This window comes from Streptomyces sp. HPF1205, assembly GCF_020400825.1.
Classification (GTDB): domain Bacteria; phylum Actinomycetota; class Actinomycetes; order Streptomycetales; family Streptomycetaceae; genus Actinacidiphila.
In genome coordinates, this window is sequence record NZ_JAINVH010000025.1 from 49,447 (window position 1) to 68,753 (window position 19,307).

Consider the following 19,307-nt stretch of genomic DNA (forward strand, 5'->3'; position numbering starts at 1 on the left):
CGCTCGGTCTTCACGCCGAGTTAACGCCCGGTGCCCGGCCGAAGCACGGGCGTTACGCGCGCGAAGCGCGACCGGGCCGCACCGGGCGGCCCCGGCAGGCCCCGGCAGGTCCCGGCACGGCCCGGCCGCGGTGATTCGTTTCCCCCGCCGCCGGGTGGAAAGACGACGGTTGGTGAGGGGGTGTTCTCGGGACGGCGACGACGGAGGTGAGGGGTCGTGGCACACGTGACCCGGGCCCGGACCAGTGGGGCCCGCCTGGACGAGGCCGGCACGAGCGGCGGTGCCGCCCGGAGCGCGGCCGACGGCGGCGCGGCGCACGACCGCCGCGCCCACGGCGGCCGCGCGGACGGCGGCCGGTCGGTCGGCGCGCTGGTGAAGCAGGGGACCGAGCAGTTGTCGGAGCTGATGCGGCAGGAACTGCGGCTGGCGCAGGCCGAGCTCACCCGCAAGGGCAAGCAGGCCGGCTTCGGCGGCGGGCTGTTCGGCGGGGCCGGGCTGATGGCGTTCTTCGGGCTGGCCTGCCTGATCACGGCCGCGATCGCCGGGATCGCGGGCCCGCTGACCGTATGGGCGGCGGCCCTGATCGTCGCCGGCGGCCTGATGCTGCTCGCCGCGATCCTGGCGCTCGCCGGGCGCAGGGAGATGAAACGGGCCGTGCCGCCCGTACCCGGCGAGGCGGTCGACAGCGTCCGGACCGATCTGGAGACCATGAAGGAAAGGGCCACGAAGCATGACTCGCGGTGACCAGCACAAGTCGAGCCCGTCCATCGCCGAGATGGAACGGGAGATCGCCCGCACCAGGGAGCAGCTCGGGGAGACGATCGAGGAGCTCGCCGCCAGGGCCGACGTCCCGGCCCGGGCCAAGGCCAAGGCATCCGACACGGCCGCCCGCGTCCGGGCCACCTTCCACCGCACCCAGCACGGCGCGAAGTCCGGCGCGGCGTCCGGCGCCTCCACCGCACAGGCCGCGGCGCGGGACGCACGCGACCAGGCCGCGGACAGGGCACAGGAAGCCCGCGAGCGGGCCGCGGCGAAGGCCGAGGGGGCCAAGGAGCGGGCCGCCGAAGCCGCGCACGACGCCGCCACCAGGGCCGGGGCGAAGGCGGGCCGTATGTCGGAGGACCAGGCCCGCACCCTGTACGCCGTGGCCGCCGTGTCCCTCACCGCGGCCACGGTCGCCGCGATCATGTGGGCCAGGCAGCACGGCGACTTCGACCAGTCCCGCGCCTCCTCCTGGTACTACCGGTACCGGCGGTGACGTCCGGGCCGCCGCGGGGCCCCGGCCGGGGTCCGGCCGGGGGCTGTGGACAACGGCGACGGCCGGCCGGCCCGGCGACGTAGCATCGCGGACATGGAAGAACGCGTACTGGGCAGGACCGGCCGGGCCGTGTCGGTCGTCGGGCTGGGGACATGGCAGCTGGGTGCCGACTGGGGCGACGTGCGGGAGCAGGACGCCCTCGACGTGCTCGACGCGGCGGTGGAGGCGAGCGTCACCTTCTTCGACACCGCGGACGTGTACGGGGACGGCCGCAGCGAGCAGCTCATCGGCCGCTACCTGCGGGAGCGGCCGGACGCGGACGTCTTCGTCGCCACGAAGATGGGCCGCAGGGCCGAGCAGCTCCCCGAGAACTACGTGCTGGACAACTTCCGCGCGTGGAACGACCGCTCGCGCCGCAACCTGGGCGTCGACACGCTGGACCTGGTCCAGCTGCACTGCCCGCCGACGGCCGTGTACTCCTCCGACGAGGTGTACGACGCCCTCGACACCCTTGTCGCGGAGAAGCGGATCGCGCACTACGCGGTGAGCGTCGAGACCTGCGAGGAGGCGCTGACCGCGATAGCCCGGCCCGGCGTGGCGAGCGTGCAGATCATCCTCAACCCCTTCCGCCTCAAGCCGCTGGAGCGGGTGCTGCCCGAGGCGGAGCGGGCCGGGGTCGGCATCATCGCCCGGGTACCGCTCGCGTCGGGCCTGCTGACCGGGAAGTACACCCGTGACACCGTCTTCGCGGCGGACGACCACCGCGCCTACAACCGGCACGGCGAGGCGTTCGACCAGGGCGAGACCTTCTCGGGCGTGGACTACGAGACGGGGCTGGCGGCGGCCGGGGAGTTCGCCGCGCTGGCGCCCTCCGGCGCCACCCCGGCACAGACCGCGCTGCGCTGGATCGTCCAGCAGCCGGGTGTCACCACCGTCATCCCCGGCGCCCGCTCGGTGACCCAGGCCAGGTCCAACGCCGCGGCGGCGGGCCTGCCGCCGTTGCCAGAGGCGACCCTGGCCGCCGTCCGCGACCTGTACGACCGCCGGATCCGGGCCCAGGTGCACGACCGCTGGTGAGCGGCCGCCCCGGGCAGCGCCGCCGGCCGGGGCAGGGCCTAGGGTCGTGCGGGTGACGACCTTCACTGACGACGCGCACGCCGAGTTCCCGGGGGCCGCGGGCCCGTACGCCACGACCGAGATCGACCCGGGGACCGTCGGCCGGGTGCGCACCGAGTACGCGCCCGCGCACGACGGCGACCCGGACCCCGGCGAGATCGTGTGGACCTGGGTGCCCTTCGAGGAGAACGACGGCCGCGGCAAGGACCGCCCGGTCCTCGTCGTGGCCCGCGAGCCGGGCGGCACCCTGCTCGCCGTCCAGCTGTCCAGCAAGCGCCACGACCACGACCGCGAGTGCGTGGCCATCGGCGCGGGCCCCTGGGACCGCGCGGGCCGCGACTCCTGGGTCGCGCTGGACCGGGTGATGCGCCTGCACGAGCAGGGCATGCGCCGCGAGGCCTGCGCCCTGGACCGCGGCCGCTTCAACACGGTGGTCAACCGGCTGAAGGAGCTCTACCGCTGGAGCTGAGGCGCCGGCCGCGCGCACGCGAAGGGCCGCGCCACCGCGAAGTGGTGGCGCGGCCCGTGCGTACGGCGGAACTCAGGCGCTGAGCACCCCGGTCGCCAGCAGGCCGATGAGGCCGACGCCGATGACGAGCCGGTAGTTGACGAAGGCGTTGAAGTTGTGGTTCGAGACGAACTTCAGCAGCCAGGCGATCGAGGCGTAGGCCACCACGAAGGAGATGAGGGTGCCCACGACGAGCGGTCCCGATCCCGCGCCCGTGCCGAGCGCGTCCTTGAGCTCGTAAAGACCGGCGCCGGTCAGGGCGGGAATGCCGAGGAAGAAGGACAGCCGGGTCGCGGCCAGGCGGTCGAGGTCGCGGATGAGCGCGGTCGAGATGGTGGCGCCGGACCGCGAGAAGCCGGGGAAGAGCAGGGCCAGGATCTGCGAGCAGCCGACGACCATCGCGTCCCTGACGTCGGTGTCGTCCTCGCCGCGCTTGTGGCGGCCCATCTGGTCGGCCGCCCACATGAAGCCGCTGCCCAGGATCAGGGAACCGGCCACCACCCACAGCGAGGCCAGCGGTCCGTCGATCAGCGGTTTCGCGGCCAGGCCGACGGCGACGATCGGGAGGGTGGCGTAGATCACCCACCAGGCGAACTTGTAGTCGTGGTGGTAGCGCTCCTCGCGGTTGGCGAGCCCGCGGGCGAAGGCGGAGACGATACGGGCGATGTCCTTGCGGAAGTAGACCAGGACGGCCGCGATGGCGCCGACCTGGATGACCGCGGTGAAGCCGACGACGGCCTTGTCGTCCACCGGGATGTTCATCAGGCCTTCGGCGATTTTCAGGTGGCCGGTGGAGGAGACCGGCAGGAACTCGGTCACGCCCTCCACGACTCCCAGCACGGCGGCCTGTCCGATACTGATCGCGCTCAATGGGTCCATCCCTGGGGTTCGCGGCGGTCGCGGCGGGGCTCCGCGGCGGGCGGCACGAGCTGTCTACAAGCGTGTAGACGTATCGGCCGCGACTTTAGAGGACGCCGGGGCCCCGGACCAACCGGACCCGCGCGACGCCCGCCGCGAGCGAAGGCAACAGCCTAGGGCCGGCCCCCGGGATTCGCCGTATCGGCAAGGGCGCTTGCGCCCCTTACCGGCGGTTCGCCGGCCTCGGTGGCACGAGGGGCTCGGTGGCCCGCCGGCCTCGGGGTCCCCACCGCTGGGGACCCCCGCCCGGCTCCGGCGCCCGGCCGCCGCCGCGCGGTCAGCTTCCGTCCGGCCGGGCCACCACCACGTTCTCCAGCACGCCCAGGGCGTCGGGAACCAGGACCGCGGCGGAGAAATAGGTGCTGACCAGGTACGACGCGACGGCCTTCTCGTCGATGCCCATCAACCGCATGTTCAGGCCCGGCTCGATCTCGTCCGGGACGCCGGTCCGGTGCAGCCCGATGACGCCCTGGTCCTGCTCGCCGGTGCGGACGGCGATGATGGAGGAGCTCTGGCGGGCGGTGACCGGGATCTTGCCGCAGGGCAGCAGCGGCACGCCGCGCCAGGCGGGCAGGTGGTGGCCGCCGATGTCGGCGGCGCCGGGGTAGATGCCGCGCCGGGTGCATTCCCGGCCGAAGGCGGCGATGGCCTTGGGGTGGGCGAACAGGTAGCGGGTGTCGCGCCGCATGCTCAGCAGCTCGTCCAGGTCGTCGGGCGTGGGCGGGCCGGAGTGGGTGGAGATCCGCTGGTCGTAGTCGGCGTTGTGCAGCAGGCCGAAGTCCGGGTTGTTGACCAGCTCGTGCTCCTGGCGCTCGCGCAGCGCCTCGACGGTGAGCTTGAGCTGCTGCTGCGTCTGGTCCATGGGGTGGCCGTAGAGGTCGGCGACCCGGGAGTGCACCCGCAGGACGGTCTGGGCGACACCGAGCTCGTACTCCCTCGGCTCCGGTTCGTAGTCGGCGAAGGTGCCGGGCAGCCGCGGTTCGCCGGTGTGGCCGGAGCGGACGGCGATGTCGGCCTCGCCGGAGGAGTTGCGCGGCGCGGAACCGTCGGGGCTCACCCGCCCCACGTGGGCGCGCAGCGCCGCGTGCCGGTCGGCGACCGCCTGGTAGGCGGACAGCGGCAGCGAGAGCACGGTCACTGCGGTGGCCGCGCGGGCGGTGAACTCCCAGGTGTGGCCGGCCTCGGCGAGGACCTGACCGCCCAGGGCGTCGCCGTCGGCGAGCACGCCCAGCACGGTCTCCTCCCCGTACGGACCCTCGCCGATCCGCTCGACCCTGCCGTGCGCGATCAGGTGGACGTGCCCGGCGTCCTGCCCGCGCTCGGCGACGAGCTGTCCCGGGCCGTACTCGTGCTGCTCGAACCGCTCGGCCAGCGCGCCCAGCGCCGCCCCGTCCTCGAATCCGCGCAGCAGCGGGAGTTCGCCCAGCTCGGCCGGGACCACCCGGACCCGGGAGCCGGTCTTGACGAAGGTGATCCGGCCGTCGCCCACCACGTACGACAGGCGGCGGTTGACCCGGTACGTGCCCGCCGCGACGTTCACCCACGGCAGCGTCCGCAGCAGCCACCGCGAGCTGACGGCCCGCATCTGCGGTTCGGACTTGGTGGTCGTCGCGAGGTTGCGCGCCGCCGCCGTGCCCAGACTGCTCGGCGGCCCCGCCCGCCCCGCCTCTTCCGCCGCGCCCCCGGCCGGCGCGGCACTCGTCTCGACGGACACGTGCGTACCTCTTCCTGTCGTCGCCGCGGGTCCGTCCGGCGCCGGCCCTCCCGGCCCTGGTCCCTCGGCACGCTGCGTGCGGAAGGCTTTCCACTCCGGCCGCCGGGGCAACGTCCGGCGGCGGTCGCACCGGGGCATTCCGCGGCGCCCGCCCCGCGCCCCCGTACGCTCGCTGGATCGGGTGACGGCCGCGGCCGGTGTCCGTGCGCAAGTGGCTTGACGGCACAGCTCCATCGGCCATACTGCCCGCCGTGGAGCAGCGCACAGATCACCTCGTCCCGCCGGTCACCGCAGCGGGCATGGACCCCGCCTACATACCCGGCCTCACACCGCCGCCGCGGCAGCCCGCCGCGGCACCCAAGGCCGCGGACCGGCCCGGCGCCGACGCGGAAACGGAATCCCCGCCGTCGACCGGCGCGGCACGCGATACCGATCAGGAGCCCGTACGTGATTCCGTACGGGAGCCCGTACGAGAGGGGGTACGCGGCACCCTCGCGGACCTCGTCGGCGACGACGAGGGCGATGAAGCGGAATCCCTTCCCGAGCCCGACGACGGCCCGGTCTTCGAGGCGTCCGACCACCGCGGAAGCATCGTCGCCGACCACGTCGGCATCACCCTGACGCTGGACGGCGAGGCCGCCGAGTTCCGCTGGCCCGAGATCGGCGCGGTGGAGATCGGCACCCCGCGGTTCGGCAAGCGGCTCGGCGTCACCGTCCACACCGTCAAGCGCCGTTCGTACCAGGGCGACGTCGAGGCCCCCTCGCGGGCCGCGCTCAAGCGGTGGACGGCCGAGCTCGACGCCGTACTCGACGCGCGCTTCGACGAAGGGGCGCCGGAAGAGCCGGAGAAGGCCGCCGAGGGCGAGCCGGAGAAGGCAGTAGAGGACGCGAAGGCAACCGAGGACGTAAAGGCAGCCGAGGACGTAAAGGCAACCGAGGACGCGACGGCCGCGGAGGGCGCCGACTCGCGGGCCTGAACCGCGGGCCCCGCCTTCCCGCGGTGCCGGTCCGGCGCGGCGCCCCGATGCCGCCGCGTTCCTCACGGTGCGGGGCGGCTCCGTAACAGGCAGACTCGGAGGGCGGGGCCAGGGCCGGCAGGGGGAAGAGGTGGTGTCCGTTGGGCGAGACTCCGCTGCTGGCCGTGCGCGGGATCTCCAAGCGGTTCGGCGCCGTGCAGGCGCTGAGCGAGGTGGACCTGGAGGTCCGGCGGGGGGAAGCGGTCGGCCTGGTCGGGACGAACGGCGCGGGCAAGTCCACCCTCGTCAAGGCGATCGCCGGGGTGGCCCCGCCGGACAGCGGCGTCATCGAGTGGAACGGCCGCCCGGTGGCGCTGCGCCGCCCGTCCGACGCGCGGCGGCTGGGCATCGCGACCGTTCACCAGGACCTGTCGCTGTGCGACAACCTCGACACGGTCGGCAACCTCTTCCTCGGCCGTGAGCTGCGCCGCTTCGGCCGCCTGCGCGAGGTCGAGATGGAGGAGCGCTCGCGCGCCCTGCTGGACGCCCTGTCGGTACGCATACCCAGCCTCCGGGTGCCGGTCGCGTCCCTGTCGGCCGCCCAGCGGCAGGGTGTGGCGATAGCCCGCGCCCTGATCGGGGACCCCCAGCTCGTCATCCTGGACGAGCCCACCGCCGCGCTTGAGCCCGCCCAGGCCGCCCTCGTCCTGGACATGATCCGGCGGATGCGCGACCGGATGCTGGGCGTCCTCCTGGTCAGCCCGGAGATGGAGGAGGTCCGGCCGGTCGCCGACCGGGTCGCGGTGCTGCGGGTCGGCCGCAACACCGGCGTCTTCGACACGAAGTACACCACCCAGGAGCAGATCGACTCGGCCGTCACCGGCAACACCACCGCCGCCGTCACCCTGCAGCGCAGCCTGCTCCCGCACGGCCTGCCCGAGCAGAACGCCCTGGACGTCGCCTACCGCTACCTGCCCGCCCAGGCCGGTGTCGGCGGCGACTGGTTCGACGTCATCCCGCTGCCCGGCGCCCGCGTCGCCCTGGTCGTCGGCGACATCGTCGGGCACGGCATGCACGCGGCCGCCACCATGGGCCGGCTGCGTACCGCCGTGCACAACTTCTCCATGCTCGACCTGCCGCCCGACGAACTGCTCGTCCACCTGGACGAGCTCGTGGCGCGCATCGACAAGGAGGAGGGCACCGGGGTGCCCACCGCCGGCGCGACCTGCCTGTACGCGATCTACGACCCGGTCTCGCGCTGCTGCGAGCTGGCCAGGGCCGGCCACCTGCCGCCCGCCCTGGCCCTGCCGGACGGCACGGTGGAGTACCTGGAGGTGCCGCCGGGCCCGCCGCTCGGCGTGGGCGGCCTGCCCTTCGAGGCGGTGCGGCGCCGGCTGCCCGAGGGAAGCCGGCTGGTGCTCTACACCGACGGCCTCGTCGAGGACCGGCGGCGGGACATCGACGAGGGCCTGGACCTGCTGGCGGGCGCGCTGGCCGGCGCCGACGACCGGAGCCCGGACGAGCTCTGCGACGCCGTGCTCGCCACACTGATGCCGGACCAGCAGCGCGACGACATCGCCCTGCTCGTCGCCCGCACCAGCGCCCTGCCCGCGGACCGGATCGCGCGCTGGGACGTACCGCCCGATCCCGCGGCCGTGGCCGACATCCGCGACGACGCCAGCAACCAGCTGGCCGGCTGGGGCCTGGAGGACCTGGTCTTCACCACCGAGCTGGTGCTGAGCGAGCTGATCACCAACGCCATCCGCTACACCGCCGGGCCCATCCACGTACGGCTGCTGTTCGACCGCACCCTCATCTGCGAGGTCGCCGACGCCAGCAGCACCTCCCCCCATCTGCGCCACGCCGCCAGCACCGACGAGGGCGGGCGCGGCCTGTTCCTGGTCGCCCAGCTCTCCACCCGCTGGGGCACCCGCTACACCCCCGAGGGCAAGGTCATCTGGGTGGAGCAGGAGTTTCCGCAGGGCTTTCCGCAGGGCTGAGGGGGGCCGGGTCCGGTGCGGGCCCGGCGGTGGCGTCCGGGTCAGGCGCGCGTTCCGCGGTGGCGTCCGGGGGCGACGCGGGCTCGGGGGTGGCCTCGGGCGGCGGCGCGGCTTTCGCGTACAGGATGTCGCGGGCCTGCTCGGCGGCGCGGGTGATGCTCTCGGTGACGAAGTCGACGAAGCGGGCGGCGTTCTCCAGGCGGGCACCGGCCCGGGTGCCCGGGCCGAGGACGCCGACGCCCTCCCGGGTGATCTCGACGAGCTGGGCGTTGGACCGGGCGCTGGCCATCATCGCCTGGTACCAGACGTCGTCGTCGACGACGTAGCGCTCGCGCCGCCGCTCGTCGCGCTCCCGGCGGACGAGGCCCTGGGTGTCCAGGAACGCGATGGCCTTGGAGACGGACGCCGGGCTGACCTGGAGGCGCTGGACGAGTTCGGACGCGGTGAGGCTGCCGCTGTCGGTGGTGTAGAGGCAGGCCAGCACCCGGGACATCATCGTGGGCAGGCCGGCCCCCATGAGCACGGTGGTGAACTTCTCCTCGTACGCGCGCACGGCCTCCGCGTCGCGCCCGTGCGCCTGCGGGGGCGTACCCGGGGCCTTGGGAGCGGTCCGCCGGCGGCGGTGGGCGCGGTGCTCGGTGGCGCGGTGGGCGAGGTCGGCCCGGTAGGCGGTGGGGCCGCCGTTGCGCATCACCTCGCGCGTGACCGTCGAGGTCGGACGGTCCAGGCGTCTGGCGATCTCGGCGTAGGCGAGGCCGTCGGCCAGGCCCAGCGCGATCTGCCGGCGCTCCTGCTGGGTCAGTCTGCCTCCCGGCATCGCGGCCTCCTTCGTGGTCCGTCGCGTGCCGAGCTTAGCGTTCACTCGCGTTCATTGCAATGAATGGCAGGGGGGGTGTTGCGTTACCCGCATGGCCATTGCAATGAATATGTGGATGTGAGCTGCGAATATAGCCAGATGATGCAACGATCGCGTTGCCGAATCCGTGAAAGCAACGTAGCGTTTCTGTCATCGCGAACAACGAGCCGAAGGAGCGCACGATGCAGAAGCAGCAGAACGGGACACGGACGTTCGACACCCCCGCGCCCATCGCGGTCGTCCTCGACATCCCCGCGGGACTCATCCGCTTCATCGCCGCCGACCGGACCGACACCACGGTCGAGGTCCTGCCCGCGGACGCGGCCAAGACCGCCGACGTGAAGGCCGCCGAGCAGGTCGAGGTGGCGTACGGCGACGGCGTGCTGCGGATCCAGTCGCCGGGTGCGAAGAGGCGGATCCTCGGCCCTTCCGGGTCCCTTGAGGTGACCGTCCAACTGCCCGCGGGTTCCCGGGTCGAGGCCAAGGCGCCGCTGGCCGAACTCCGCGGTGTCGGGCGGCTCGGCGACGTCGTCTTCGAGGGCGCGCAGGCCACCGTCAAGCTCGACGAGACCGAAGGCGCCCGCGTCACCCTCCAGGCGGGCGACGTGCGCGTCGGCCGCCTCGGCGGCCCCGCGGAGATCAGCACCCAGAAGGGCGACCTCGTCGTCACCGAGGCCGTGCGGGGCGAGGTCGTCCTGCGCACCCAGCACGGGGACATCTCGGTCGGCGCCGCCCGCGGCGTCTCCGCCGCCCTGGACGCCGGCACCGCGTACGGCCGGATCGACAACGCGCTCAAGAACGCCGACGGCGCCGCCGCGGGCCTGACCGTCCACGCGACCACCGCCTACGGCGACATCACCGCCCGCAGTCTGTGAATCCCCGCCTGAATCCCCGCTTCCTTTACGGAGGGCGCGGAGGGTGCGGAGGGGCGGCGTGCGCCGGTGCCCGGCCGGTGTGCGCCGCCCCGTTCGTGCGCGCGGGGTGGGGGCCGTCAGCCATGTGCGGGGCGCGGGGCCACCTGCGGGACGCGGGGCCATGTGCGGCACGCGTGGCCACGCGGCGGCCACAACTCCCCGACGGGAAGGGGAACGTGCCGCGAATTCCCTGTCGGCGGTCTACCCGCGTAGCCCCGTCTGGGGTGTCATGGACACGATCCTGGCGCTCCAGGCCGGGCCGCTCGCCACCGGGAGACCCCCATGCGCTCCATCAGCCGAATACGCCCCGCGTCCCCCACCACCGCCTGTACCACCGCCGCCCGCACCACCGCGTCCCCCGCCCGTTCCGCGTCCCGTACCGCGGCCGCCGGCTCCGCGCTCGCGCTCGCCGTCAGCGCTCTGGTCATCGGCGTCGGCGCGGGCGCCGCCCACGCGAGCACCTGCTCGCAGGCGTACCTGCCGCTGCCCGACCCGTACTGCACCCCGGGCGCGTACAACCCGGACGTGACGCAGTCCACCATCCGCAGCACGATCTGCGTGTCCGGCTGGACCGGGACCGTGCGGCCGCCGACCTCGTACACCAACGCGCTCAAGCAGCAGGGCATCGCCGACTACGGCTACTCCGACACCAACATGTCGGACTACGAGGAGGACCACCTGGTCCCGCTGGAGCTCGGCGGCGCGCCGCGCGACCCGGGCAACCTGTGGCCCGAGCCGCACTACGGCACGAAGACCGCGTACACCAAGGACGGCGTGGAGACCAAGCTCAAGAACGCCGTCTGCAACGGCACCATCACCCTGGCCTCGGCCCGCAGCGCGATCCGTACCGACTGGACCACCGCGCTCCAGGTCACGGGCATCGGCTGACGGCGGCGGCCGGGCCGGGAGCCCCGCGGCTCCCGGCCCGGCCGCGTCGGTGTCAGCGTGCCGGACGGGCGTGTGTCAGAAGGCGCCGGTCCCGTTCGGGGTGCCGAGGCCGGTCGGGCCGTCCCAGCCGGTGCGGGCGTTGCACCACTGGGTGGTGGGGCAGGAGCCGTTGCTGCCGGAGGTCACGTCCCACAGGGACGAGGCGTGGGTGTAGGGGTAGTTGTTGTCGATCGAGGCCGTGTTGCCGGCCAGGGCGAACACCGAGGCGATGACCGGGGAGGACACGCTGGTGCCGCCGAAGACCATCCAGCCGGACATGCCCTGGTAGGTGGTGCTGTCGTAGACGGCGACGCCGGTGGCGGGGTCGGCGACCGCGGAGACGTCGGCCTCGGCGCGCTTGGCGCAGCCGGTGCCGAAGGACGCGGCGCCGCTGAGCGCGGTGTTGTACGCGGAGCAGCCGCTGCCCGCGCCGCTCCACGCGCTCTCGGTCCAGCCGCGCGAGGTGGAGGCGGACTTCAGGCTGGTGCCGCCGACGGCGGTGACGTAGTGGGAGTCGGCCGGATAGCTCGCGCCGTAGCCGCTGTCACCGGAGCTCGCGGTCACCGCGATGCCCGGGTGGTTGTAGTACGAGCCGTAGTTCGCGTCGGAGGCGTCGGAGCCGCCGTAGCTGTTGCTGATCGCCACCACGCCGGAGGTCGCCGCGGCCCGGTTGACCGCCGCGCCCAGGTTGGCGAAGGACGGGGTCTTCGCCTCGACCAGGAGGATGTGGCAGTTGGGGCAGATCGCCGAGACCATGTCGAGGTCGAGCGAGATCTCCTCCGCCCAGCCGCCGTCCTTCTTCGGGTAGGAGGTGCCGCCGTTCTGATCGACCTTCTTGAAGCAGCCGTTGGCCGTGGTGCAGGCGGGCAGCCCGAACTGGCTGCGGTAGACGCCCAGGTCCGCCTCCGCGGTGGGGTCGTCGTACGCGTCCACGATCGCGACCGTGCGGCCCGAACCGGCGGTGCTCGACGGCAGGTTGTACGCGGACTGCAGGGCGGCGGGCCCGAAGCCGGATGGCGTGGCTTGGGGGGCAAGGGACTTGGCGGACACGAGGTCGGTGCGGACCAGCGCCTTGCAGGCGGCGAATCCGGCCTTGGCGGTGGCGCACGAGTGCGCCGCCTTCGCCGTGGCCGGGACCTGCGACGTGGCGTGCGAGATTGCCGCGGGACCGAGGACCGTCAACGGGATCGCCGTCAGGGCCGCGGCCACGGTGCTCACCAGCCGTGCGCGCAAGTGCATATGACTCTCCTTGGGTTGGGGAGATCTGCGACGGCGTCAGCGTCGTCGAAGAACGCCCTAAGAGAAAGCCATGGAACGTTAAAGTCTTGAGTCGCTTGTGAGTCCTGCCTGCGCGAATGCGGCTTCGGTGGACTATCGTCTGACATGTCCATGATTGACGTGCGTGTGTCCGTGAAGGGGTGGGGGGTTCCCGCGGTTGGCTTGTTCAATCCTTCGTGGCCGGATTGTTATGAGAGCGAATCGGAAGGCTGCGCACAATCCGGTCATCCGTCACTCTGTGCCCCAGTCCGGGACTTGACGGGTGCCCTCGCGCCCCCGGAATCTTGGTGACCTCCCCCCGCTCCACCTTCGTCCTCAGGTTGGTATGCCCATGCGCGCCCTTCCCCACGTCGGTGCTGCGGCGGTCGCCGCGGCCGCGGCGACCATGTTGCTCGCCCCGGCGGCGTCGGCCCACAACGCCCCCGGCGACAACGGCACGATCAAGATCCACGATGCGAAGACCGGCCAGGAGCCGCCCGGGAACGAGCCGCAGGTGTGCACGTTCTACCTCGACGCCTTCGGCTTCGACGGGCAGCAGTCCGTGAGCTGGAAGATCATCGACAAGGCGCACGACGCGAAGAAGAACCCGGTCGCCAGCGACACGATCACCCTGGACGCGCAGGGCGACGGCCGCACCGCCGACATGACCCTGTCGGACGGCCACTACAAGCTGGAGTGGAACTTCGACGGCGAGCACGGCAAGGCCAAGCAGAAGGTCTTCTGGGTCGACTGCCCCGCCACGGGCACCACTTCCGGCGGTACGACGGGCGGGGACACGGCCGGGACGACCGGCGGTACGACGGGCGGGGACACGGCCGGGACGACCGGCGGTACGACGGGCGGGGACACGGCCGGGACGACCGGCGGTACGACCGGCGGTTCGACGGGTGGGGACACCGCCGGAACGACGGGCGGGACCACGGGCGGTACGACCGGAGGAACCACCGGCGGTACGACGGGCGGGACGACCGCCGGGACCACGGGCGGTACGACGACGGGTTCGACCACCGGCACCCCCAGCTCCTCGCCGAGCTCCTCTCCGACCGCCACGCCCACCCCGGCTGCCACCAACGGCGGTTCCGGCAACGGCCCGTCGAACGGCGGCAGCCTCGCCTCGACCGGCGCCTCGGTGATCGGCCTCTCGGGTGCGGCGGCCGTCCTGCTGGCCGTCGGCGCGGCGTTCCGGTTCCGCCGCCGCGGCAGCCGCCAGCACTGACCCGCGACTCGTCGCGCCACCCGCAGCCGTAGCCCCGGACCCCGGACCCCGGCCCGTGGCCCGGCGTGCGACCCACCGGTGCCGGGTCCTCCCCGTGAGGACCCGGCACCGGTGTTTTCACGTGCCCGCCCCCGACCGATGAGTTCCGGCGGGGACGGCGGTCTGCAGGGGTGGGACGCCCGGCGTGCGAAGTGACGTGCGCCGGGGCGTACCCCAACCGGCGTACGGGACCCCGGCCACGGCGGCCGACGGCAGCCGACCACGGCAGCCGACGACGGCGACCGGCCGGGGCGACCGGCGTACGCGGACCGGCAGACGAAAGGACGTACTCCCGATGGCTGACACCACGACGCTCGACCTGGAACCGGCCGCACGCGCGGTCGCCGCGCTGGCCGCCGCGATCGGCGACCGGCAGCTCGGCGAACCCACGCCCTGCCCCGGCATGGCCGTGCGCCACATGCTCGGCCACCTGGCCGGCCTGAGCGTCGCCTTCCGCGACGCCGCCCGCAAGGACCTCGGCCCGACCACCTCGGGCAACCCCGCCGACGCCGAGCCCGACATCGACGACGACGGCCGGTGGCGCACCGAACTTCCGGGGCTGCTGACCGGCCTCGCGGCCGCCTGGCGCGACCCCGCGGCGTGGGACGGCATGACGCAGGTGGGTGGTGTGTCCCTCCCCGGCTCCGTCGCCGGGGCCGTCGCCCTCAACGAACTCGTCGTCCACGGCTGGGACCTGGCCCGCGCCACCGGCCTGCCGTACTCCCCGGCCACCGGCGATCTCACCGCCTGCCGCGCCCTGCTGGCCGCCTCCGCGGACGACCGCGCACCGGGCCGCGGCCCCTTCGGTCCTGCGGTCCCGGTGCCGCCGGACGCCCCGCTGCTGGACCAGGTGATCGGGCTGAGCGGGCGCGACCCGCTGTGGCGGCCGCGGTCCACCGCCCCCGGGGAAAGAGGCTGACGGCCGCCGGCGCCCGTTACGTCACCCGCGAGGCGCCGGGCGACGGGGCGTAGTAGCCCAGGAACATGTCGACGCCGGCGGTGATCAGACGCTCCGTCAGGTCGTCGTCCACGCGGGTGCCGTAGGCGCCGAAGACGACGTGCGGGTAGAGCAGCAAGGCGTAGAGCTGGACGATCGCCGCTTCGAGGTCGGGGATGTCGAGGCGGCCGCGGTCGGCGAGGGTCCGCAGCGCCTTGGCCACCGCGGGGTGGTGGCGCTCGGGGCCGGCCGCGCGCCGTACGGCGTCGAGCTCGGGGAAGCGGTGCAGTTCCCGGCCGACGACGTTGCGCAGGGCCAGGACCTCGGGGTTGTCCCGGAGGCCGGCCACCGTGCGCACGGTCGTTCGTACGTCCGTGCGCACGGGTGTGCTCAGCCGGCGTGCAGGGTCAGCGCCGCGGTGTGCAGGGCGCCGGAGGCGCGGAACTGCAGGAACAGCCGCCAGTCGCCGGCCTCGGGCAGCTCGGCGTGGAAGGCGAGCTCGGGCCCGCCGTGGTCCCCGCGGACCGCTGTGCGCGGGTGGAGGTGGGCGAACGCCAGGTCGCCGGCGTGGAAGGCGGTCAGATGGGCGTACGTGCCCAGGTACGGCTGAAGGTCGGTGACCGGCCTGCCGTCCTTGGCGACGTCCACCGTCAGGTCGTGCGCCATTCCGGCCATCACCTCGCCCCGCACGGTGACGGTGTAGCCGTCGACGGCGGCCGTGGGCGCGGCCCCGGGCAGCGGGACGGCCTTCGCGGCGCCTGGCACGGTGAGCGTGCGGCTGAGCACGAAGTCCTTGCCCCTGCCCGCCCCCGCGTCCGGCGTGAAGCCGGCGAACAGCCGCCAGGCGCCGGGCCGGAGGGAGCCCAGGTCCGCCGCCCAGGTGCCGTCGGCGGCCATGGCGGGGTGGAGGTGCCGGAACCCGGTGAGGTCGGAGCGGATGGCGTAGAAGTGCAGCCGCTTCGTCTGGTCGATGGCGAAGCCGGTGACGGGCTCGCCGTCGGGCCGGGTGATCGTGAAGCGGTACGTCAGCGGCGTCCCGGCGGGAGCCTGCGCGGTACGGGAGACCATGCGGTAGCCGCCGGCGGAGTCGGACAGGCCGTTCCCCACGGGCATCCGGTCCATGCCGGGCATGGGCATGGGCATGGCGGCGGAGGAACGGGCGGACGGTGTCATGCCGGCCATCGGCGACGCGGCGTGAGTGCCGTGAGTGCCGTGGGAGTCGTGAGCGGCGTGCGCGCCATGCGGGTCGGCGGACGAGCCGCAGGCGGCGAGGACCGCGGTGAGGGCGACCGGACAGGCGGTCGCCGCGAGGGCGCGGCGGAGCGCGAAGGGCTTGCGTGCGGACATGAGGTCAAGGTCCTTCCGGGCGGCGCGCCCTTGGGCGCGCGCGTGAGCAGGGCTTCCTGTCCCGGACCCCGTACGACCGAGGAGCCGGGCAGGGCCCGTCACGTGCGCGCGACGCACACCCGCAGCAGCAGATCGCGGCCGCCGCCCGGCGGTCCGCGCCGGCCCGGGACCGGCGGGCGGCCGGAACGGCCCGGCGCGGCGACGGCCGGCGGCACGGCGGGCGTCAGTGCGGCGGGCGGGGAAAGGTGCGGGCCGCCGCGCGCGGCCGTGGCCAGGCAGGACGCCCCGCCGCCCGCTGCCCGCTCGCCGGCCCGCGCCGCCTCCGCCCGGCGGCCCGCGGAAATCCGCTTGAGGGCCCCCGCGTGCCTCGGGGCGCTCGCCATGGCGGGCACGCGGGCCACCGCGTGGGTCGTGTGGGCCGCGTGGGCCGTCAGGCCGGCGGTGGCGGCTGTGGGGTGGCTTGTGGTGTCCGTCGTAGGGCCGCCCGGAGCGCTGACCGTGGTCGTGGCCGCACGGGTCGCGGTTGCGGTCATTGCGGTCGGCGCGTGGCCTGTGGTGTCCACCCGGGCGGTCGGCATGGCCGGCGTGAGGGCCGGCGACCGCGTGGCGTGGGGCGCGGGGGCCGTGGCGTGGCTTCCGGTGTCCGGCGGTCGGGCCGCCGCGTCCGGTGGGGCGGTCGCCATGGCCTGGGCGCGGCTCGCCGGGAGCCCCGGCGCCGTGCCCGTGGACGTCATCGCCGGGGACGTCATCGCCGGGGACGCGGCGGACGCGAGCATGGCGCCGTGGCACCCCGAGGCCGCGCTCGCCGGGCTCCCGTGCATCAGCAGGAGGCCGAGCAGGACGGCGCACAGCACCGGGAGCCGGGCCCGGCCCGGCTCCCGGTGGTCGCCGTCGCGCGTCACGCTCGCCTCACTCCTCGCACCCGTCGCAAGGACACCGTCCTGACGATGTGGGCTCACCATACCCCCAGGGGGTTTGGTTGACCGACCGCTGAGCCGCCGTGCGGGTCATGCCCGCGCCGGCTCCTGCGGGCGGAAGCGGCGCAGGCGCAGGCTGTTGGTGACGACGAAGACGGACGAGAAGGCCATCGCGGCCCCGGCGATGACGGGGTTGAGCAGGCCGGCGGCGGCCAGGGGGAGGGCGGCCACGTTGTAGGCGAAGGCCCAGAAGAGGTTGCCCTTGATGGTGGCCAGGGTGCGGCGGGCCAGGCGGATGGCGTCGGCGGCCACCCGCAGGTCGCCGCGTACCAGCGTCAGGTCGCCCGCCTCGATGGCGGCGTCGGTGCCGGTTCCCATGGCCAGGCCGAGGTCGGCCTGGGCGAGGGCCGCCGCGTCGTTGACGCCGTCGCCGACCATCGCGACGGACCGTCCACGCTCCTGCAGCCGCCGTACGGTGGCGACCTTGTCCTCGGGCAGCACCTCGGCGACGACCTCGTCGATGCCGACCTCGGCGGCGACGGCTTCGGCGACGGCCCGGTTGTCGCCGGTGAGCAGGACCGGCGTGAGCCCGAGCGCGCGCAGCTCGCGTACGGCCTGGGCGCTGGTGGGCTTGACGGCGTCGGCGACCTCCAGCACGGCGCGCGCGGCGCCGTCCCAGCCGACCAGGACCGCGGTGCGGCCGGCCGCCTCGGCCTCCTTCTTGGCGACGGCCAGCTCCCCGGGCAGCGTCAGCGACCAGTCGGCGAGCCACTCCTCGCGTCCCGCGACCACCGCGTGCCCGTCGACCACGCCCTGGACGCCCTTGCCCGCGGTGTTCACGAAGTCCTCCACGGGCGGCAGGGCGCCGAGCCGTTCGGCGGCCGCGGTCGCGACGGCGGCGGCGATCGGGTGCTCGGAGGCGTGCTCCAGCGCGCCGGCCAGCCGCAGGGCCTCGTCCCCGGCGGTGCCGTCGGCGGTACGGACGGCGGTCAGGGTCATCCGGCCGGTGGTCACCGTACCCGTCTTGTCCAGCACGATCGTGTCCACCGCGCGGGTGGTCTCCAGCACCTCGGGGCCCTTGATGAGGATGCCGAGCTGGGCGCCGCGGCCGGTGCCGACCATGAGCGCGGTCGGGGTGGCCAGGCCCAGCGCGCAGGGGCAGGCGATCACCAGGACGGCGACGGCCGCCGTGAACGCCTGGGCCGCGCCGCCGCCGGCCAGCAGCCAGCCGGCGAGCGTGCCCGCGGCGATGAGGATCACCGCGGGGACGAAGACCGCGGAGACGCGGTCGGCGAGGCGCTGGGCGGCGGCCTTTCCGTTCTGCGCGTCCTCCACCAGCCTGGCCATCCGGGCCAGCCGCGTGTCCGCCCCGACACGGGTGGCCTCGACGACCAGCCGGCCGCCCGCGTTGACGGTCGCTCCGGTGACGGTGTCGCCGGCCGTGACCTCCACCGGGGCGGACTCGCCGGTCAGCATCGAGGCGTCGACCGCGGACGAGCCCTCGACCACGGTGCCGTCCGTGGCGATCTTCTCGCCGGGCCGCACCACGAACCGGTCGCCGACCGTCAGCCGCGCCACCGGGACGCGCACCTCCCGGCCGTCGCGCAGCACCGCGACGTCCTTGGCCCCGAGGTCCATCAGCGCCCGCAGGGCGGCCCCGGCGCGGCGCTTGGAACGCGCCTCGAAGAAGCGGCCGAGCAGGATGAGCGTCGTGACCGCGGCGGCCGTCTCCAGGTAGAGCATGGAGGAGGCGTCCGCGCCGCCGGTCCGCCACTCGAAGCCGTGCTTCATGCCCGGCATGCCGGCGTCGCCGCCGAACAGCGCCCATGTCGACCAGCCGAAGGCCGCCAGGGTGCCCAGCGAGATCAGGGTGTCCATGGTGGCCGCGCCGTGCCGCAGGTTGATCGCGGCGGCGCGGTGGAAGGGCAGGCCGCCGTACGCCACGACCGGGCCGGTCAGCGCGAACGCCAGCCACTGCCAGTTCGTGAACTGCCAGGCGGGGACCATCGACAGCAGCACCACCGGCACCGTCAGCACCGCGCTGATCAGCAGCCGGTCCCGCAGGCCGTCGGCTTCCCCGGGCGCCCGACCGGACGCCTCGCCGGACCCGGACCCGGGGGTGGCGGCCTCGGCGGCGGCCGGTTCGGGTTCCGGTGGCGGCGGTGGGGCGGCGGTGTAGCCGGTCCGCTCCACCGTCGCCACCAGGTCCTCGACCGATACCCCGGGGCCGAAGTCGACGCGCGCCTTCTCGGTGGCGAAGTTGACGGTGGCGGTCACGCCCTCCATCCGGTTGAGCTTCTTCTCGATCCGCGCGGCACAGGAGGCGCAGGTCATGCCCCCGATGGCCAGCTCGACGCGTTCCGGGTGCTCCGGGCGTTCCAGGTGCTCCGGGTGCTTTACGGGCTG

At 74.2% G+C, this 19,307-nt stretch carries 18 protein-coding genes; 10 read left to right on the forward strand and 8 right to left on the reverse strand.

The window, feature by feature from the left end; translation table 11 throughout:
* The first annotated feature begins 216 nt into the window (after positions 1-216).
* From K7G61_RS25195 to K7G61_RS25210, 4 genes are all read left to right on the forward strand, one after another.
* The gene (locus tag K7G61_RS25195) at positions 217-744 is read left to right on the forward strand and encodes a phage holin family protein (protein WP_308190696.1); all 528 of its coding nucleotides are present in this window, start codon (positions 217-219) and stop codon (positions 742-744) included.
* The gene (locus K7G61_RS25200) at positions 731-1,258 is read left to right on the forward strand and encodes a DUF3618 domain-containing protein (RefSeq protein ID WP_225849255.1); all 528 of its coding nucleotides are present in this window, start codon (positions 731-733) and stop codon (positions 1,256-1,258) included. The genes K7G61_RS25195 and K7G61_RS25200 overlap by 14 nt, the downstream gene beginning before the upstream one ends.
* Positions 1,259-1,351: 93 nt before the next feature.
* Positions 1,352-2,335, forward strand: a complete 984-nt coding sequence (locus tag K7G61_RS25205) for an aldo/keto reductase (protein ID WP_225849256.1) — start codon at positions 1,352-1,354, stop codon at positions 2,333-2,335.
* A gap of 52 nt (positions 2,336-2,387) precedes the next feature.
* Positions 2,388-2,843, forward strand: coding sequence for a type II toxin-antitoxin system PemK/MazF family toxin (locus K7G61_RS25210; RefSeq protein WP_225849257.1), 456 nt, complete (start codon positions 2,388-2,390; stop codon positions 2,841-2,843).
* Between the two features lie 72 nt (positions 2,844-2,915).
* On the opposite strand, the gene K7G61_RS25215 is transcribed toward K7G61_RS25210, so the two are convergent.
* Both K7G61_RS25215 and K7G61_RS25220 read right to left on the reverse strand, forming a co-directional pair.
* Complete coding sequence (locus K7G61_RS25215; protein WP_225849258.1) at positions 2,916-3,752, reverse strand: undecaprenyl-diphosphate phosphatase; 837 nt, start codon at positions 3,750-3,752, stop codon at positions 2,916-2,918.
* A 325-nt stretch (positions 3,753-4,077) separates the two neighbouring features.
* Positions 4,078-5,514, reverse strand: coding sequence for a family 2B encapsulin nanocompartment shell protein (locus K7G61_RS25220; protein ID WP_225849259.1), 1,437 nt, complete (start codon positions 5,512-5,514; stop codon positions 4,078-4,080).
* A gap of 251 nt (positions 5,515-5,765) precedes the next feature.
* Here K7G61_RS25220 and K7G61_RS25225 point away from each other — a divergent pair, with 251 nt between their 5' ends.
* Both K7G61_RS25225 and K7G61_RS37360 read left to right on the forward strand, forming a co-directional pair.
* Positions 5,766-6,491 carry a hypothetical protein gene (locus tag K7G61_RS25225; RefSeq protein WP_225849260.1) on the forward strand — a complete coding sequence of 242 codons (726 nt, stop codon included), beginning with the start codon at positions 5,766-5,768 and terminating at the stop codon, positions 6,489-6,491.
* 212 nt (positions 6,492-6,703) lie between these two features.
* Entirely contained in the window at positions 6,704-8,470 is a 1,767-nt protein-coding gene (locus K7G61_RS37360) for a SpoIIE family protein phosphatase (protein WP_374204230.1), read from the forward strand.
* Here the strand turns inward: K7G61_RS37360 and K7G61_RS25240 are convergent.
* On the reverse strand, positions 8,424-9,287 hold the full coding sequence (locus K7G61_RS25240; RefSeq protein WP_374204228.1) for a helix-turn-helix domain-containing protein: 864 nt from the start codon (positions 9,285-9,287) through the stop codon (positions 8,424-8,426). The genes K7G61_RS37360 and K7G61_RS25240 overlap by 47 nt on opposite strands.
* 221 nt (positions 9,288-9,508) lie before the next feature.
* Between K7G61_RS25240 and K7G61_RS25245 the strand changes: the two genes are divergently transcribed.
* Complete coding sequence (locus K7G61_RS25245) at positions 9,509-10,201, forward strand: DUF4097 family beta strand repeat-containing protein (RefSeq protein ID WP_225849261.1); 693 nt, start codon at positions 9,509-9,511, stop codon at positions 10,199-10,201.
* Positions 10,202-10,522: 321 nt separating this feature from the next.
* Positions 10,523-11,128 (forward strand): hypothetical protein, encoded by a 606-nt coding sequence (locus K7G61_RS25250; RefSeq protein ID WP_225849262.1) that lies wholly within the window; start codon positions 10,523-10,525, stop codon positions 11,126-11,128.
* A 75-nt stretch (positions 11,129-11,203) separates the two neighbouring features.
* Here the strand turns inward: K7G61_RS25250 and K7G61_RS25255 are convergent, their stop codons facing one another.
* Positions 11,204-12,406 carry a S53 family peptidase gene (locus tag K7G61_RS25255; RefSeq protein WP_225849263.1) on the reverse strand — a complete coding sequence of 401 codons (1,203 nt, stop codon included), beginning with the start codon at positions 12,404-12,406 and terminating at the stop codon, positions 11,204-11,206.
* A 370-nt stretch (positions 12,407-12,776) separates the two neighbouring features.
* Between K7G61_RS25255 and K7G61_RS25260 the strand changes: the two genes are divergently transcribed.
* Positions 12,777-13,661, forward strand: a complete 885-nt coding sequence (locus K7G61_RS25260) for a hypothetical protein (protein WP_225849264.1) — start codon at positions 12,777-12,779, stop codon at positions 13,659-13,661.
* 334 nt (positions 13,662-13,995) lie between these two features.
* Positions 13,996-14,619 (forward strand): TIGR03086 family metal-binding protein, encoded by a 624-nt coding sequence (locus K7G61_RS25265; RefSeq protein ID WP_225849265.1) that lies wholly within the window; start codon positions 13,996-13,998, stop codon positions 14,617-14,619.
* 16 nt (positions 14,620-14,635) lie between these two features.
* Here K7G61_RS25265 and K7G61_RS25270 read toward each other — a convergent pair whose 3' ends face one another.
* The 4 genes from K7G61_RS25270 to K7G61_RS25285 all read right to left on the reverse strand — a co-directional run bounded on the left by K7G61_RS25270 (position 14,636) and on the right by K7G61_RS25285 (position 19,235).
* Positions 14,636-14,986, reverse strand: coding sequence for a TetR/AcrR family transcriptional regulator C-terminal domain-containing protein (locus tag K7G61_RS25270; RefSeq protein WP_308190697.1), 351 nt, complete (start codon positions 14,984-14,986; stop codon positions 14,636-14,638).
* A 41-nt stretch (positions 14,987-15,027) separates the two neighbouring features.
* Positions 15,028-15,984, reverse strand: coding sequence for a hypothetical protein (locus tag K7G61_RS25275; RefSeq protein ID WP_225849266.1), 957 nt, complete (start codon positions 15,982-15,984; stop codon positions 15,028-15,030).
* 98 nt (positions 15,985-16,082) lie between these two features.
* Complete coding sequence (locus K7G61_RS25280; RefSeq protein WP_225849267.1) at positions 16,083-16,886, reverse strand: hypothetical protein; 804 nt, start codon at positions 16,884-16,886, stop codon at positions 16,083-16,085.
* A 105-nt stretch (positions 16,887-16,991) separates the two neighbouring features.
* Complete coding sequence (locus K7G61_RS25285) at positions 16,992-19,235, reverse strand: heavy metal translocating P-type ATPase (RefSeq protein ID WP_225849309.1); 2,244 nt, start codon at positions 19,233-19,235, stop codon at positions 16,992-16,994.
* Positions 19,236-19,307: the final 72 nt, after the last annotated feature.

What these genes read in the sequence shown, in the direction of transcription:
- K7G61_RS25200 (WP_225849255.1), top strand. Translation starts at nt 731, where the DNA reads ATGACTCGCGGTGACCAGCACAAGTCGAGCCCGTCCATCGCCGAGATG.
- K7G61_RS25205 (WP_225849256.1), top strand. Translation starts at nt 1,352, where the DNA reads ATGGAAGAACGCGTACTGGGCAGGACCGGCCGGGCCGTGTCGGTCGTC.
- K7G61_RS25240 (WP_374204228.1), bottom strand. Translation starts at nt 9,287, where the DNA reads ATGCCGGGAGGCAGACTGACCCAGCAGGAGCGCCGGCAGATCGCGCTG.
- K7G61_RS25245 (WP_225849261.1), top strand. Translation starts at nt 9,509, where the DNA reads ATGCAGAAGCAGCAGAACGGGACACGGACGTTCGACACCCCCGCGCCC.
- K7G61_RS25250 (WP_225849262.1), top strand. Translation starts at nt 10,523, where the DNA reads ATGCGCTCCATCAGCCGAATACGCCCCGCGTCCCCCACCACCGCCTGT.
- K7G61_RS25255 (WP_225849263.1), bottom strand. Translation starts at nt 12,406, where the DNA reads ATGCACTTGCGCGCACGGCTGGTGAGCACCGTGGCCGCGGCCCTGACG.
- K7G61_RS25260 (WP_225849264.1), top strand. Translation starts at nt 12,777, where the DNA reads ATGCGCGCCCTTCCCCACGTCGGTGCTGCGGCGGTCGCCGCGGCCGCG.
- K7G61_RS25265 (WP_225849265.1), top strand. Translation starts at nt 13,996, where the DNA reads ATGGCTGACACCACGACGCTCGACCTGGAACCGGCCGCACGCGCGGTC.
- K7G61_RS25275 (WP_225849266.1), bottom strand. Translation starts at nt 15,984, where the DNA reads ATGTCCGCACGCAAGCCCTTCGCGCTCCGCCGCGCCCTCGCGGCGACC.
- K7G61_RS25285 (WP_225849309.1), bottom strand. Translation starts at nt 19,235, where the DNA reads ATGACCTGCGCCTCCTGTGCCGCGCGGATCGAGAAGAAGCTCAACCGG.